A 14,748-nucleotide genomic window follows, 5' to 3' on the forward strand; every position below is an offset into this window, starting at 1 on the left:
TTTTGACTGGTACCGGCTAAGTCGTCGCTCTGCAAGCCGGTATGGTCTTTGCGTGTCGCGGGCGGCCGAGCGGCCGCGCTTGCGGAGGCCGGACGGGGCCAATATACGCTGAAACAGGAACAGGGCAGAAATTTAGAAGTTCTCTAGATTTGGGAGATGCGTCCGCGCAGAGCCCTCGTCTGGCGACTACAGCCTGTCGAAAACTAAGGAAACTGGATGCGTAGCGCTCTCGGCGGACCCCGCTTGCTGCTCCGCCGGCTTCGCGAGGTCATGGCGGAGCCGGTGAGCGCGCAGGCGCGGCTCGACAAGATCGTCGTGCTCATCGCGTCCAATATGGTGGCGGAAGTCTGCTCGGTCTATGTGCTGCGCGCCGATCAGCGGCTCGAGCTCTATGCGACCGAAGGCCTCAATCGCGAGGCGGTGCATCTCACCACAATGCACGCCGGCGAGGGCCTCGTCGGCCTCATCGCCAAAAGCGCCGAGCCTCTGAACCTCTCCGAGGCGCAAGAGCACCCCTCCTTCTCCTACAAGCCGGAGACGGGCGAGGAGATCTACCACTCCTTCCTCGGCGTGCCGATATTGCGCGGCGGCAACACGCTCGGCGTGCTCGTCGTGCAGAACCGCGTGCGGCGCATCTATTCCGAGGAGGAGATAGAGGCGCTGCAGACGACGGCGATGCTGGTCGCCGAGATGATCGCCTCGGGCGAGCTGCGCTCCATCGCCAAGACGCCGGAGAGCTTCGCGCTCGACCGCCCGGTGGCGGTGAAGGGCGCGCCCATGTGCGAGGGCGTCGGGCTCGGCTACGCCGTGCTGCACGAGCCCCGCGTCGTGGTGAAGCAGCTCATCGCCGAGGATATCGCCGCGGAGGTCCAGCGCGTCGATGCGGCGATAGAGGCGATGCGCCTCTCCATCGATGAATTGGTCGCCCATGGCGACCGCATGGGCGCCGGCGAGCATCGCGAGGTGCTGGAGGCGGTGCGCATCTTCGCCAATGACCGCGGCTGGGTGCGGCGCCTGCACGAGGCCGTGCTGAGCGGCCTGACGGCCGAGGCCGCGGTGGAGCGCGTGCAGAACGACGCCCGCGCCAAGCTGCAACGCCAGACCGACCCCTATCTGCGCGATCGGCTCCACGATCTCGACGATCTCGCCAATCGGCTGCTGCATCAGCTCACCGGGCAGAGCTATGTCGCCGAGCGCGAATCGATCCCCGAGAACGCCATTCTCATCGCCCGCAACATGGGGCCGGCCGCGCTGCTCGACTACGACCGCTCGCGGCTGCGCGGCCTCGTGCTCGAGGAAGGCGGCCCGGCGAGCCATGTCGGCATCGTCGCCCGCGCGCTCGGCATCGCCACGGTCGGCCTCGCCGCCAATGTGACCGATCTCGTCGAGGCGGGCGACGCCGTCATCGTGGACGGCGTGACCGGCGACGTCCACATCCGCCCGCCGCCGGACGTTCAGACCGCCTATGGCGAGAAGGCGCGGCTGCGCGCCCGCCGTATGGAGCAATACGCCAAGCTGCGCGACGTGCCCGCCGTCACCAAGGACGGCGTCGAGATCGCGCTGCATATGAACGCCGGCCTCATCGTCGACGTGCCGCATCTGCACGAGACCGGCGCGCGCTCCATCGGCCTGTTCCGCACCGAGCTGCAATTCATGCTGGCGCCGCGCTTCCCGCGCATGAACGAGCAGTTCCTGCTCTATAAGGCGGTATTCGACGCCGTGCAGGACCGCCCCGTGACCTTCCGCACGCTCGACATCGGCAGCGATAAAATCCTGCCCTATATGGCGACGATCGAGGAGGAGAATCCCGCGCTCGGCTGGCGCGCCATCCGCATCGGCCTCGATCGGCCGGGCCTGTTGCGGATGCAGATCCGCGCCATGCTGAAAGCGGCCGGCGGACGCGACGTGCGCATCATGTTTCCGATGATCGCCAATGTCGCGGAATTCGAGGCGGCCAAAGCGATCGCGCATCGCGAGCTCGCGCATCTCCAGCGCCACGGCCATATGCCGCCGACCGATGTGCAGCTCGGCGCCATGGTCGAGGTGCCCTCGCTGCTGTGGGAGCTGGACAGCATCGCCGCGCGCGCCGATTTTCTGTCGGTCGGCTCCAATGATCTCGTGCAATATATGTATGCGGCCGATCGCGACAACACGCGCGTCTCCAAGCGCTACGACACGCTCTCCACCCCCGTGCTGCGCGCGTTGGAGCGCATCGCCGCCGCGGGCAAGCGCGCCGGCAAGACGGTGACGCTCTGCGGCGAGATGGGCGGCCGTCCGCTGGAGGCGCTGGCGCTGCTCGCGCTCGGCTATCGCTCGCTGTCCATGTCGCCGTCGTCGATCGGACCGGTGAAGGCGATGATTCTCGCCGTCAATCTCGACGAGGCGGAGGTTTTCCTGGCCTCGCTGCTCGCCAGGGAGGACGGCGCGCCGAGCCTGCGCGAGACTTTGCGCGAATTCGCCGCCGCACGCGATATTCCGGTTTGAGCATGCGCCAAAACGCGAAAGCTGGCCGGGAGAGGCGTTTCCACCTCCCCCTCGAGGGGGGAGGTCGAGCGCCGAAGGCGATCGGGAGGGGGTGTTTCCGCCGAGTCTTTCGCGGGGAACCCCACCCCGGATGGCTTCGCCATCCGACCCTCCCGAGGGTGAACGCGTCGATTTCGGCAATCGCCGCGAAAGACCGGGGCCGCTAGCGACGCTCGCGCCTCGCTCCACGCCATCCCCTACCCTCTCGCTCGGCAAGCCCCATGTTCGCCCAAGACAAGCTCGACCTCATTCTGCGTCGTCACGAGGAGATCGCCGACAGGCTCAGCTCGGGGCCGGACGCGGCGAGCTTCGTCGCGCTGTCTCGCGAGCTCGCCATGCTCGACGATGTCGTCGCCAAGATCAAAATCTATCGCGCGACGCAGGCCGAGATCGCCGGCGCGGGCGAGATGCTCGCCGATCCGGCGATCGATCCCGATATGCGCGCCTTCGTCGAAGGCGAGCTCGATGTCGCGCAGGAAGCGCTGACCAGCGCCGAGCAAGAGCTGAAGCTCGCTTTGCTGCCGAAAGACTCCGCCGACGAGAAGGGCGTCATTCTCGAGGTGCGCGCCGGAACCGGCGGCGACGAGGCCTCGCTCTTCGCCGGCGATCTCTTCCGCGCCTATCAGCGCTACGCCGCCGTCAAGGGCTGGAGCGTCGAGATTCTCTCCGCCAGCGACGGCGCGCTCGGCGGCTATAAGGAGATCGTGGCCGAGATCGCCGGCCGCGGCGTCTATGCGAAATTGAAGTTCGAATCCGGCGTGCATCGCGTGCAGCGCGTGCCGGCGACGGAGACGCAGGGGCGCATTCACACATCCGCAGCGACGGTCGCCGTGCTGCCGCAGGCGGAGGATGTCGATATCGCCATAGACGACAAGGATCTCAACATAGAGACGATGCGCTCGGGCGGCGCCGGCGGCCAGCATGTCAACAAGACCGAATCGGCGATCCGCATCACGCATATTCCATCCGGCATCGTCGTGATGATGCAGGAGGAGCGCTCGCAGCATCGCAACAAGGCCAAGGCGATGGAGGTGCTGCGCTCGCGCCTCTATGACGCCGAGCGCCACCGCCTCGACAGCGCGCGCTCCGCCGATCGCAAGGCGCAGGTCGGCTCGGGCGATCGTTCGGAGCGCATCCGCACCTATAATTTTCCGCAAGGCCGCGTCACCGACCATCGCATCAATCTCACACTCTACAAGCTCGATCGCGTGATGGAAGGCGAGATGGACGAGATTTTCGACGCGCTGACGACGGATCATCAGGCCAAGCTGCTCGCGCAGAGCGAGGAGTGAACCGCTCGGTGCGAAGGCGCACATCCATGGCGCTCGGCGCTTCGTAAGTTCGGGACGTTCACGAGACGCGTGAACGACACCGAGCCACGGAGCGCAAGATGACCAAAAAATTCCTCACCGCCGGCCTGCTGGCCGCCACCATCGCCGCCTCGAACTTCACCGCTTCCACCGCCCAGGCGGACCCCTATTGGCATCACGGTCATCACGGCCACTACTGGGGCGGCGTCGCCGCCGCGGGCGCGCTGACCGCTCTGACGCTCGGCGCCATCGCCGCCTCCGAGGCGCCCAGCAATTGCTACATCGCCCGCCGTCCGGTGACCGATGATTGGGGCAATGTCCTCTATTTTCGCCGCATGCGCGTCTGCGAGTGAGCCAGCGCGGATGAATGAGTCCGAAAAGGCGCGGCCCTTCGATCTCGAAGCGGCTGCGCCTATCGTTCGATCGGAGAGCGCTACCGCGCCCTCTCCCCCGCCCGCTCGTTCAAGCGGCGATAGAGCGTGCTGCGATGCACGCCGAGCACGCGAGCGGCCTTGCTGAAATTGCCGTCGCAGGCGTCGAGCGCCGCGCGCATCGCCGAAAGCTCGGCGTCGCGCAGCCTATGCTCCGCGAGCCGCGCCGAGGGCGGCTCGAAGCAGATGTCCTGCAGCTCCCAGGGACAATCGGTCGGCCGCGCGCGGCAGGCGCCGGGCGTGTTGGCGAGGCCGTAATAGCGCCTTCCGTCGGTCCCGATGATCTCCCCCATTTGCGGCCCGGATCGCAGCGGCTCGAACAGCTCCTCCAATCGCGCCACATCGAGCGCGCACCAATCGCGCTGCACGAAGGAGAGGCCGCGGCGATTGGCGGCGATGAGGCGCTTGTCGTCGTCGAAGGCGAGCAGCCCTTCGCGCGGCGCGCCGACGACGGCCGGGTCGGTGTGGAAGCGCAGCAAGGTGGCCGCCGCGAAAGCGCCGCCGCCGAAGAAGCGATGCTCGATCTGCTCCACGGCGAAGCGCACGAGCCCTAGCGCATGCACGCGATGCACGGCGGCGTGAGCGGCGAGCGCCAGCGCGCCGACGACGACGCCGCGCGGATCGACGATGGGCGCCGCCGCGCCGCTCAAAATATTATGGCTCTCGTAGAAATGCTCGCCGCCATGCACGGCCGTGGCCCGCCGCTCGGCCAGCGCCGCGCCTATGGCGTTGGTGCCGGCGGCGGCCTCGCTCCAATGCGCGCCGGGCTTGAGCGCGATTTGCGCCGCATAGCCGGCGAAGCCGATATCGCCTATGGCGTCGACCACCATGCCCTGCGCATCGGCGAGAATGACGATCGCGCCCGTCTCATGCGCCTCGGCGTTCAGCGCGTCGAGCTCGGGCCGACACAAGCGACGAAGCCGCTCGTGCCGCGCGAGAAACGTCTGCAGCTCGCTCCGCTCGAGCGGCGCGACGCGCGGCGGCCGGGCGGCGTCGAGGCCGAGCTCGGCGCAGCGCAGCCAGGAGCGCAGGATCGGCTGTTTCAGCTCGACTGTCGGCAGCTCGCCGCGGCCGAAGAATTTATCACGCGCCGCCTCCGTCAGGCTGGCGGAATAGAGGGGCATTTGAGACGCCTTTTCACGGCCGCCCGAACACGCGGCGGCGGCAGCCGAACCGTCGCCGGGCCGACCGCCACCCTTTATTATGAGAGCACACTTACTTTGTGCACCGCACAAATTGTCGCAGCCAGATCCGCTATCCCTTCGATCAGAAAGAGAAAATCGTCCCGGCGACGAGCGCGTTGGTCCTCACCCCCTGCCCCAGCAGATTATGCGAGACCGAGCGCACGAACTCGCTCTGGAAGGTGACCCAATCGGTGAAGCGATATTTCACGAAGCCGATCGTCGAGGCGTTGGCGGAGACGAGCGCGCCATCGCCGAGCCGGCCCGGATAATCGGCGAGATTGGCGTCGAGATAGCTGACGCCATAGCTGCCGCCGAAAGTCAGGCGCTCGAAGATCGTATAGCCGGCCTGGGCGTAATAGCCGGAGGATTTGCGCCGCTCGCCATCATAGCCGACGCCATCGAAATAGAGCCCCGTCGTGCCGAGGCCGACGCCCTTATAGCCATAGCCGACCAGAGTCACAGGGCCGACGTCGAGCCGCCCGCCGGCGTCTATCGCCATGGACCGCACGCCCGCGCCGCGCGGCAGCAATATGGCGTCGCCGGATTCGACGCGATGCCGCTGGGTGAGGCCGGAGGTCCACAGTGTGAGCTTCATCCCCGGCGCGAGCTCGCCGATATATTTCACGCGCGCCTGAAAGCCCGGCTGGTCATGCCCGGTGATAACGCCCGAATAGGGAAGGACGCCGGCGGCCGACACATAGGAGCCGGCGTTGTCGAATTGCTGATAGGGCGAGAAGGCGCCGACCGAAACGGTGACGCCGTGGAAATCCGGCGTCGTATAGGTGAGCTGCGGAATCCAATCCGCATAGACATAGCCGAAGCCGATGCGGCCGAGGCTCGTATTGGAGGGGCTGGCGTTGGCGGCGATGGTGCCGGCGCCGAATAGCGTGAAGTCGTTGAGAATGGCGTCTGCGGCGAAGAGGCCGAGATCGCGGCCGACCTTCAGCGAGCCCAAGTCCGGCGAGCTGATTTCGCCGAACACTTGCCGCAGATCGACCCCCGGCGTGCCGAGCGCCACCGAGGCGCCGGAACTATTGCCATTGAGCAGGCCGACGCGAATATTATTGCCGCCGGCGTAGAGGCCGAGCGAGAAGGAGACCTTATAGCCCTCCTGCTCGGTCGAGAGATTGAGCGCCAAAGCGCTCGGCAGCAGGCCGGAGCGAATGGCGGAGGAGTTATTATAGAGGCTGCCGCCGCCGAGCCCGCCGGCGATGCTCGCCGTTCCCGCCTGCTTGAATTGCTCGGTCGCGAAAAAGGCGAGCTGCCCGGACAGACGCACGTCGACCGCGCCGACGCGCGCGCCGATCCCTTTGTCGAGACGCGTGATGTAGCGATCCGAAGGCGTCGCGAGCGGCTGCGCAGCGCGGCTCGCCACAGCCGCGCGGGCCGGCGCGGCGGTCTCGGCCGCGTGGCGCGCCTTGAGCTTGCGATATTCGCCCTTGGTGAGAATTCCCTTGGCCTTCAGCTGGTCGAGCAGCTGGTCGGTGGTGTCTGCGCGCGCCGGTCCGGCGAAAATAGAAATGAAGGCCAGTCCTGCCGCCACCACACTCGCCGCCTCGAGCCGCTGTGGACGCGGGGCGGCCACATCGCCGGTTCCTGTCATTGGCGTTTCCGTCTTTTTTTTTTCGAAAAGTCCCGGCCGCCCTTCGAAGAGACGGCCGGGAAAGTTAGGGAGGATTGAGTGACCGCTCGTCATCGACCCAGCGGCGCGGGCCTCTTTCCCTGGGAAGGAAAGTGAGGTGACGGCGCGACCCAGCGACGCCGCTCGTGAGAGCAGCGCGACGAGATCTGACCGAAATTGCGGGAGAGCTGCGGCATGAGCGCCATTCGAGAAGGAAAGGCGCGTCAAAATACGACAGACGGGCGATCGAAAGACTTTCGATCAGATTATTGTCGTCTCGATATCAAGCACAGCTCCCGATCTATGCTCGTCTCGAAAGAGGAGAGCGTCGTCATTGTCGGGATCATTAGGCGCCGTGCGTCGCACAATGGCAATTAGAACTGCCTGAAATCGCCTCGGAATTGTCACGCCATCGGCTGGTCGGCGGCAAAGACTGGCGCAGGCTGCGACAGTTCCCCGCGTTTCGCCGCAAAATGCGACAGCGCGACAATATGCGCAGCGCGGGGGACGCGGCACGATGTCGCGCACCCCGCGCTAAAACAACAGATTACGGAAACATATTGCGCCGCAGCGCGCGCCGGCTCAGTGCCGGAAATGGCGCACGCCGGTCAGCACCATGGCGAGGCCGGCCTCATCGGCGGCGGCGATCACATCCTTGTCATTGACCGAGCCGCCCGGCTGAATGACCGCCGTCGCGCCGGCCGAGGCCGCCGCCAGCAGCCCGTCCGGGAAGGGAAAGAACGCATCCGAGGCGACCACCGAGCCGACGGCGAAGCTCTCCCGCACGCCGGCCTCGCGCGCCGCCTCCTCCGCCTTGAAAGCCGCCGTGCGCGAAGAATCGACGCGCGACATCTGCCCCGCCCCGACGCCCACCGTCGCGAGATCGCGCGCGTAGACAATGGCGTTGGACTTCACATGCTTGGCGACGCGAAAGGCGAATTTCAAATCCGCCAGCTCCCTCGAAGTCGGCGCGCGCTTCGTCACCACGGTGAGGGTGAGATCGTCGACGACGCTATTGTCGCGCGACTGCGCCAGAAAGCCGCCCGAGACGCTGCGGAAGGTGAGCCCGCCCGCGCGCGGATCGGGCAGGCCGCCGGTGAGCAGCAGACGCAAATTCTTCTTCGCCGCAATAATGCCGATCGCCTCCTCATCCGCCTCCGGCGCGATGATGACCTCGGTGAAAATCTTCACGATCTCGCGCGCCGCCTCGGCGTCGAGCTTGCGATTGAGCGCGACGATGCCGCCAAAAGCCGAGACGGAATCGCAGCGCAGCGCCTTGCGATAGGCCTCGGCGAGGCTCGCGCCTTCGGCGACGCCGCAAGGATTGGAATGCTTGATGATCGCCACCGCCGCCGTGCGCGCGGGATCGAATTCCGCGACCAGCTCGAAGGCCGCGTCGGTGTCGTTGACATTGTTGTAGGAGAGCTGCTTGCCCTGCGCCTGCCTCGCCGTGGCGACGCCGAAGCGCTTCTCTCCCGTCAGATAGAATCCGGCGCTCTGATGCGGATTCTCGCCATAGCGCATGGGCTCGGACAAATGGCCGCCCATCGCGCGCCAGGGCGGGGTCGCCTCGCCGAGCGCGCCGGCCAGCCAATTGGAGATCGCCGCATCATAAGCCGCCGTGCGGGCATAGGCCTTTTGCGCGAGGCGCCGGCGCGTCGCCAGAGTGGCGGCGCCGCCATTGGCGGAAAGCTCGGCGAGAAACCCATCATAATCGGCCGGCTCGACCAGCACGGCGACATCATCGTGATTCTTGGCGGCGGCGCGAATCATCGCCGGCCCGCCAATGTCGATATTCTCGACGCAGGTCTCGAAAGGCGCGCCTTTGGCCAGCGTCGCCTCGAAGGGGTAGAGATTGACGACCAGCAGATCGATCTGCGGAATGTCATGGGCGAGCATGGCCGCCTCATGCTCGGGATTCTCGCGGATCGCCAGCAGGCCGCCATGCACCTTGGGATGCAGCGTCTTCAGCCGCCCGTCCATCATCTCCGGAAAGCCGGTGACATCGGCGATATCGCGCACCGAGAGGCCCGCCTCGGCCAGCGCCTTGCGCGTGCCGCCGGTGGAGATCAGCTCGACGCCATGCGCGGCGAGAGCCTTCGCCAATTCGACGAGTCCGGTCTTGTCGGAGACGGACAGCAGAGCTCTCGTGATACGGCGCAGATCGACCGGCATTCAGGTCCCTCTTTGTGGAGCGAAGACGTCGCGGGGAAAGGATGTCGCCCGGCGCTTAGCATAGATCGCCGGGGGGAGAAACCAATGCGCGCCGACCGCGCCCTCTCAGAGAAGGCGCGCGCTTTCGCGCCCGGCGCCGAAATTCGGCGCGGGAGGATGGGAGGTCCGGGACGCAGCGGCTCCGTTCGGCCGCAGCGTTGAAAAAAGTCGCGCATCGAAGCCGGAAGCATCCCGGACCACGGCCGCCTTTTCTGTTCGCCGCCTGCGGGCTCAGGGTTGTTTTCCCCTTTCGGGTAGTCTATCCCCGCGCGAGCCTCGGAAATTCGGCGCAGCTTTCGCATGTGTTCCCACATGCCTCCGCACGAAGGAGAAGCCGCGCCGGCGGCGTGGCGTCGCTCGAGACGAGAGAGGGTCTGCCCCCGCCCTTGCGAACCGCGCCCCCGCCGACGCTGCCTACCCTTCAAGGCGACGCCCCACCGGCGGAGGCAGGGAGGAAAATAGGAATTTAATCCGCTAGCGTCAAGGGGCTTTCCTTCGCGCCCCCGCGTAATAATCTAGTCAGCATGACCAGATCGGCCCGACCGACGCCACCAAAGCCCCCACGCCCGCCGAGCCATTGGGCGCTGCAGGACGCCAAGGCGCGCTTCAGCGAGCTGGTGCGGCGCGTTCGCAGCGAGGGGCCGCAGCACGTCACCATTCATGGACGCGACGAAGTGGTCGTCGTCGCCGCCGACGAGTTTCGCCGTCTCGAGGGCGAGCGAACCGGCGAGGCCCTGATCGCCGCCATGCAGTCCTCGCCCTACCGCGACATCGATATCGAGCCGAAGCGCGAGCGGGCGCCGGTGCGCGACGTCGAGCTGTGACGGGCTGGCTGCTCGACACGAATATTCTCTCGGAGCTGCGCCGCCCCAGACCCGAAGCGAAGGTCGTCGCCTTCATCGCCGCGCAGCCGCTCGATCTGCTCTATGTCAGCACCGTCACGCTCGCCGAAATTCGCTTTGGCATCGAGCTCGTCGAAGACGCGACACGACGCGCCGAGCTCGGCGACTGGCTGACGCACAGAGTGCGTCCGATGTTCGAGCGGCGCGTGCTGCCTGTGAGCGAGGATGTGATCCTCAAATGGCGGCTGCTCGTCGAGGACGGCAGCAAATCCAGACACACATTCTCGCAACCGGACCTGTTCATCGCGGCGACGGCGCTGCATCACGGCTTGACAGTGGTGACGCGCGACGCCGCCGAATTCGCGCGGGCGCGGGCGCCCGTGCTCGACCCGTGGCGGTGAGGCGGCCTTTTCTGCCGAAAGTTTTGATTTATTCACTAACAAGGTTGGCGATGACAAAACGATTGGTAAAAGTGGGATGCCAGTCATCCTTCAGTTTTAGACTAGAAAGCCTCACACGGACGCTCAGCGCTCCGACCTCATAAAGTCGGCAAAGATAGTCGTACCCCGTTCCGCCGTTGAACGACGCGGCATCGACGACAGAAGCTCCCACCCAATCCTTGCCACGCTGCGCAACGCCGAATGCAAGCCACACGTTAGGGTGTGGCCTTCCGCTCATAATCGCCTGCGAGAGCGTTTCGATCGAGGGGGCAATCGGAATGCTGGATTCGACAATCTCGCATCCAAGCCACTTAACAAAAAACAGATGTACATTCAGCATTTCATCGGATGTCGCATGGCAAAACACTCTGTTCGCCCGTATTATATCTCCTGTTTTTAGAGGCGGATGTCTATTGCGAAGCGCGCCAGATAGTCGTTTCCAAGCAAAGTCATGCGGCTGGGTTCTTGCGCTGTTGCAGCTATTGCAGATCGACGGCTCGAATTTGAGCCGCTTCGCATTGGAGCTTTGTAATTTGAGATTCCGACGCGCATCGGTATGAAAATACAATGGTCCGCTGCTGCCAAGCTGCTCCTTTATATCGGAGCGCTTGCTACGATGCTCGCTGGTCGTCGCTGGCTCTTTATTGCAAATCCAGCATAATGGCGTTTTGCCAAGCCCCACGCGGCCTCTTCCTTATTCCGTGATTTCTGCACAGTCGCCACAAGGCGAATACAACGAACCAATCGGCCTAGAGATCAACCGCCGCCAAGCATTTGGGCCGAAAAGACTGCCCGTCAGTCTATACGCTATTGCTGAAATGCCACGGGATAGTCGCGCGGGGCGAAAGTCGCATAAAGGCCGAGATGGAACCGCCCCCTCCCGCCCTCGCCGCACAGCTGCACTCCCCCTCACCCCTCCTCCACCCGCGAAAACGACCACCGCAAATGCGCGTCCTTCACGCCGCGCCCATCCACCACGATCTGCGCGCTTTTGCGCGCTGTGGCCGGGCCGGCGAGGAAGACGCTCTCCTCCACGCCCACATCGGCGTTGGCCTCGAAGACGAGATCGACGCCGAGGCTGCGCAGCAGCACCTTGCGCTTGCCGGCCGCGCTCGCCTGCACATTGGGATGCAGATGGAAGCGCAGCACGAAATTCTCGGCCCGCGCGCCATGGCGCAGCGCGACGAGCCTGTCGTCGCCGAGCAGCTGCGAGCCGTCATGCGCCAACGCCAGTCTGCGCTCGTGCAATAGGCCGAGCTCGCGCGCATAGCCGTCATGCGAAAGCTCGAGCTCATGGCTCGTGTCGGTGGAGCGGCGCGCCGCCTTCACTTGCACGGGGCCGGCGACGATGCGCTCCTCCGGCCGGCCGCGTCCCGGCCGCGCCTCTATGCGGCAGGAGGAGCGATCCTCGACGACGAGGGTGGAATGCGCCGCCGTCGAGCGCGCGACGCGGCGCAGCGCCTCCGAGCCCGCGGGCGGGGCGCCGCAATTGACGACGATGCGCTCGGCGCCGATCGAAAATTCGAAGGAGAGGCAGCCGGCATGGGCCGCGGAGGAGAAGATCGGCGGGGGCGGCGCGCCGGCGTCGACGACGACCGCGGCCGCGCCCGCCTGCAGGCGCCGATAGCCCGAATGCGGCGCGTCGAGAATGGGCGCGCCGGAGGCGTCGGCATGGGCGAGGATCGTCGCCAGCCGATCCGGCGGCGCGCGGCCCATTCCGTTGAACAAAGCCAGCGAGCCGTCGCCATGCTTCAGCACGCGCAGGAAGGAGATCATCGCGGCGATGGAGGCGGTGAGCCGTTCCGGCGGCCGGCGCCCGCGCGCGGCATAGGCTTGGCGCAGCGGCAATAGATCGAGCAGCAGATCCACCGGCGTCTCGGGATTGCGGCCGATATGGCCGCCGTCCGGCAGGATTTGGCGGAACAGCTCGGCGTCCAGCAGAGCGGTGGCGCGCATCTCGAATTTGCGGCCGGCGTCGGCGCAGACGCCGAAAGCGGCGAGCGCCACGGCGCAGAGCAGCCGGTCCGAGGCGCGCCGCTCCGAGCCCATGGCGCGCAGCAGAAAGCGAATGTTGCGCGCCAGCGCGCGCATGAAGCGCTCGTAGAAATCTTGATCGGCGCCCTCGAGCAGGATCGGCGATTGCGCCAGAAAGGACAGGGTGCGGCGCGCGACGATGCGCGGCTCATAGGCGGGATCGTCGATGAAATCGGTGCGCGTGCGCAGAAATTCGTCGACCAGCGCACGGGCGTTGGCGCGCGCGAGGGCGCGATCGGCGGCGCGCAAATGCCGCAGCCAGGAGAAGCCGGCGAGCGAGCGCCGCCAAGCGACGGATGGCGGCGCGATGGAGAAGGGCGAGCGCCCATTGGTCTCCACCACCTTGCCGTCGAAGGAGAAATAGCCGGCGTAGATTTCATCCGCGACGGTTGGATCGGCTGTGCGAATGTCCTGCGGCGCCACATAGAGCCGCTCCGGCGCGCGAACGCCCATGGCCTGCACGGCGTAATAAGGCCCGCGCACCGCGCGCGCGAAAGAGGCGACGCCACGCGCGGCGGCATTCGCCAATCGCTGTCCGGAGCCTTTGGCCGTCTCGCTCAGAGCGTCCTCCTCGCGCTCCGCGATTTGGCGCGGAGCAAAGCGAATCATGATTGGGATGACACGAATCGCAAAAGCAGGAAAGCGGCGGATGCGCGATCCTGCGCCTTCCGTCAGTCCCGCCGCACGAGCCGCGCGGCGAAGAAGCCATCGAGCCCGGCGAGGCGCGCGTCCTCATTCGGCCAATAGGATGGCAGCGTGCGCAAATCGCCGTCCGGCGTCACGAATTCCGCCGGAACGCGATCGGCGGCGGCGTCGATCGGCGCGCGGCGCATCTCGGGATGACGGCGCAGGAAGCTCGCGATTTGCGCCTCGCCCTCCTCCGGCTCCAGCGAGCAGGTGCAATAGACGAGGCGCCCGCCGGGCCGCAGCAGGGAGGCGGTGCGCTCCAATATGCGCGATTGCAGCGCGACGAGGGAATCGAGATCGCCGGGCTTCTTGATCCAGGGCACGTCGGGATGACGGCGGATCGTCCCCGTCGCCGAGCAGGGCGCATCGAGCAGAATGGCGTCGAAGGGACGCGCGGCGGAATAAGAGGCGGCGTCGCCCACCGCTATGTCGGCGTGCAGGCGGACGCGCTGCAGATTGGCGGCGAGCAGCTTCAGCCGCTCGGCGGATCGATCGAGCGCCGTCACCTGCGCGCGGGCGAGAGCGAGCTGCGCGGTCTTGCCGCCGGGCGCTGCGCACATGTCGAGCACGCGCTCGTCCGGCTCCACGGCGAGCAAGCGCGCCGGCAGAGCGGCGGCGGCGTCCTGCACCCACCATTCGCCCTCCGCATAAGCGTCGAGCTCGACGATCGGCGTGCGCGCGCGCAGCCGCACCGAGCCGGTCGGCAGAACGATTCCATCGAGACGCTGCGCCCAGCCTTCGGCGTCCGATTTCACCGTGAGGTCGATCGGCGGCTCTTGCATATGGATGGCGGCGATGGCGCGCGCCTGCGCCTCGCCATAGGATTTGATCCAGCGCTGCGCGAGCCAGGCGGGCGTGTCGAGATCGAGCGGATCGGCGCCGAGAAACTCCTCGCGGCGGCGGATGAGATTGCGCAGCACGCCATTCACCAGGCCGGCGAAGGGAGTGGTCTTCGGCTCGAGCCGGACCGCGCGCACGGCGAGATCGACGGCGGCGTGATCGGGAACGTCGAGAAAGAGGATTTGCGCCGCCGCGGCGACGAGCGGCCATTCGAGCCGCGCGGCCTGCTTGGGCAGGCCCTTCTCGAGCAGAAGCGCGAGCGCGTGGCGAATGGCGCCGAGACGGCGAACGCCGACATAGGCGATGGAGCGCGCGAGCCCGATGTCGCGCGGCTCCATTCCTGCGAGGCGGTACGGAACCGCCTGCGGAGAAAAACGTTCGTCCAGCCGGTGGCCGCCTTGCGCGACATCCGCGATCACATTGGCCGCGGCGATGCGCGCCTGCAGCCCCGGGACTTGAGCGGCCTCGGCCTCGCGCGCGGCGTCTGCCGGAAGGAAGCCGGCCCGCGCCTTGGCCTTGGCGGAGAAAGGTCTATTGTCGCGCATTCACACCTTCGACGGGGATCGAATCGTCGTTTATATCACATAAGGAGCTGACCCGAGGCGAGCGCCGATCGCGCGCC

General features: G+C 66.5%; 11 protein-coding genes. 5 read left to right on the forward strand and 6 right to left on the reverse strand.

Translation table 11 applies throughout. From position 1 onward, the window contains the following. Positions 1 to 216 precede the first annotated feature (216 nt). From ptsP to EDE12_RS10435, 3 genes are all read left to right on the forward strand, one after another. Positions 217 to 2,484, forward strand: a complete 2,268-nt coding sequence (gene ptsP / locus EDE12_RS10425; protein ID WP_024880467.1) for a phosphoenolpyruvate--protein phosphotransferase — start codon at positions 217 to 219, stop codon at positions 2,482 to 2,484. A gap of 260 nt (positions 2,485 to 2,744) precedes the next feature. After that, positions 2,745 to 3,815, forward strand: a complete 1,071-nt coding sequence (gene prfA / locus EDE12_RS10430) for a peptide chain release factor 1 (RefSeq protein ID WP_024880468.1) — start codon at positions 2,745 to 2,747, stop codon at positions 3,813 to 3,815. A 98-nt stretch (positions 3,816 to 3,913) separates the two neighbouring features. Beyond that, positions 3,914 to 4,186, forward strand: coding sequence for a hypothetical protein (locus EDE12_RS10435; protein WP_024880469.1), 273 nt, complete (start codon positions 3,914 to 3,916; stop codon positions 4,184 to 4,186). An 80-nt stretch (positions 4,187 to 4,266) separates the two neighbouring features. Here EDE12_RS10435 and EDE12_RS10440 read toward each other — a convergent pair whose 3' ends face one another. The 3 genes from EDE12_RS10440 to purH all read right to left on the reverse strand — a co-directional run bounded on the left by EDE12_RS10440 (position 4,267) and on the right by purH (position 9,244). Next, the gene (locus EDE12_RS10440; RefSeq protein ID WP_024880470.1) at positions 4,267 to 5,388 is read right to left on the reverse strand and encodes a helix-turn-helix domain-containing protein; all 1,122 of its coding nucleotides are present in this window, start codon (positions 5,386 to 5,388) and stop codon (positions 4,267 to 4,269) included. A 142-nt stretch (positions 5,389 to 5,530) separates the two neighbouring features. Beyond that, positions 5,531 to 7,051, reverse strand: a complete 1,521-nt coding sequence (locus tag EDE12_RS10445) for a hypothetical protein (protein WP_051592510.1) — start codon at positions 7,049 to 7,051, stop codon at positions 5,531 to 5,533. Positions 7,052 to 7,651: 600 nt separating this feature from the next. After that, a complete protein-coding gene (purH, locus tag EDE12_RS10450) occupies positions 7,652 to 9,244 on the reverse strand; it encodes a bifunctional phosphoribosylaminoimidazolecarboxamide formyltransferase/IMP cyclohydrolase (RefSeq protein WP_026598969.1) in 1,593 nt (530 codons plus the stop codon). Between the two features lie 563 nt (positions 9,245 to 9,807). Here purH and EDE12_RS10455 point away from each other — a divergent pair. Together EDE12_RS10455 and EDE12_RS10460 are read left to right on the forward strand one after the other, a co-directional pair. Further along, positions 9,808 to 10,107: a type II toxin-antitoxin system Phd/YefM family antitoxin gene (locus EDE12_RS10455; protein WP_026598970.1), complete on the forward strand. Its 300-nt coding sequence runs from the start codon at positions 9,808 to 9,810 to the stop codon at positions 10,105 to 10,107. Then, entirely contained in the window at positions 10,104 to 10,526 is a 423-nt protein-coding gene (locus EDE12_RS10460) for a type II toxin-antitoxin system VapC family toxin (protein WP_026598971.1), read from the forward strand. Before EDE12_RS10455 ends, EDE12_RS10460 begins: the two co-directional genes overlap by 4 nt. A gap of 28 nt (positions 10,527 to 10,554) precedes the next feature. Here EDE12_RS10460 and EDE12_RS10465 read toward each other — a convergent pair whose 3' ends face one another. The 3 genes from EDE12_RS10465 to EDE12_RS10475 form a co-directional block, all read right to left on the reverse strand. Next, a complete protein-coding gene (locus EDE12_RS10465; RefSeq protein WP_134188076.1) occupies positions 10,555 to 11,247 on the reverse strand; it encodes a hypothetical protein in 693 nt (230 codons plus the stop codon). Between the two features lie 227 nt (positions 11,248 to 11,474). Then, positions 11,475 to 13,127, reverse strand: a complete 1,653-nt coding sequence (locus EDE12_RS10470) for a heparinase II/III family protein (RefSeq protein ID WP_245275778.1) — start codon at positions 13,125 to 13,127, stop codon at positions 11,475 to 11,477. A 143-nt stretch (positions 13,128 to 13,270) separates the two neighbouring features. Further along, the gene (locus tag EDE12_RS10475) at positions 13,271 to 14,671 is read right to left on the reverse strand and encodes a transcription antitermination factor NusB (protein WP_026598973.1); all 1,401 of its coding nucleotides are present in this window, start codon (positions 14,669 to 14,671) and stop codon (positions 13,271 to 13,273) included. Positions 14,672 to 14,748: the final 77 nt, after the last annotated feature.

The organism is Methylosinus sp. sav-2 (genome assembly GCF_004366495.1).
GTDB lineage: Bacteria > Pseudomonadota > Alphaproteobacteria > Rhizobiales > Beijerinckiaceae > Methylosinus.

Coding starts and splice junctions, on each gene's coding strand:
- prfA (WP_024880468.1), top strand. CDS start 2,745: ATGTTCGCCCAAGACAAGCTCGACCTCATTCTGCGTCGTCACGAGGAG.
- EDE12_RS10455 (WP_026598970.1), top strand. CDS start 9,808: ATGACCAGATCGGCCCGACCGACGCCACCAAAGCCCCCACGCCCGCCG.
- EDE12_RS10440 (WP_024880470.1), bottom strand. CDS start 5,388: ATGCCCCTCTATTCCGCCAGCCTGACGGAGGCGGCGCGTGATAAATTC.
- ptsP (WP_024880467.1), top strand. CDS start 217: ATGCGTAGCGCTCTCGGCGGACCCCGCTTGCTGCTCCGCCGGCTTCGC.
- EDE12_RS10435 (WP_024880469.1), top strand. CDS start 3,914: ATGACCAAAAAATTCCTCACCGCCGGCCTGCTGGCCGCCACCATCGCC.
- EDE12_RS10475 (WP_026598973.1), bottom strand. CDS start 14,671: ATGCGCGACAATAGACCTTTCTCCGCCAAGGCCAAGGCGCGGGCCGGC.
- purH (WP_026598969.1), bottom strand. CDS start 9,244: ATGCCGGTCGATCTGCGCCGTATCACGAGAGCTCTGCTGTCCGTCTCC.
- EDE12_RS10445 (WP_051592510.1), bottom strand. CDS start 7,051: ATGACAGGAACCGGCGATGTGGCCGCCCCGCGTCCACAGCGGCTCGAG.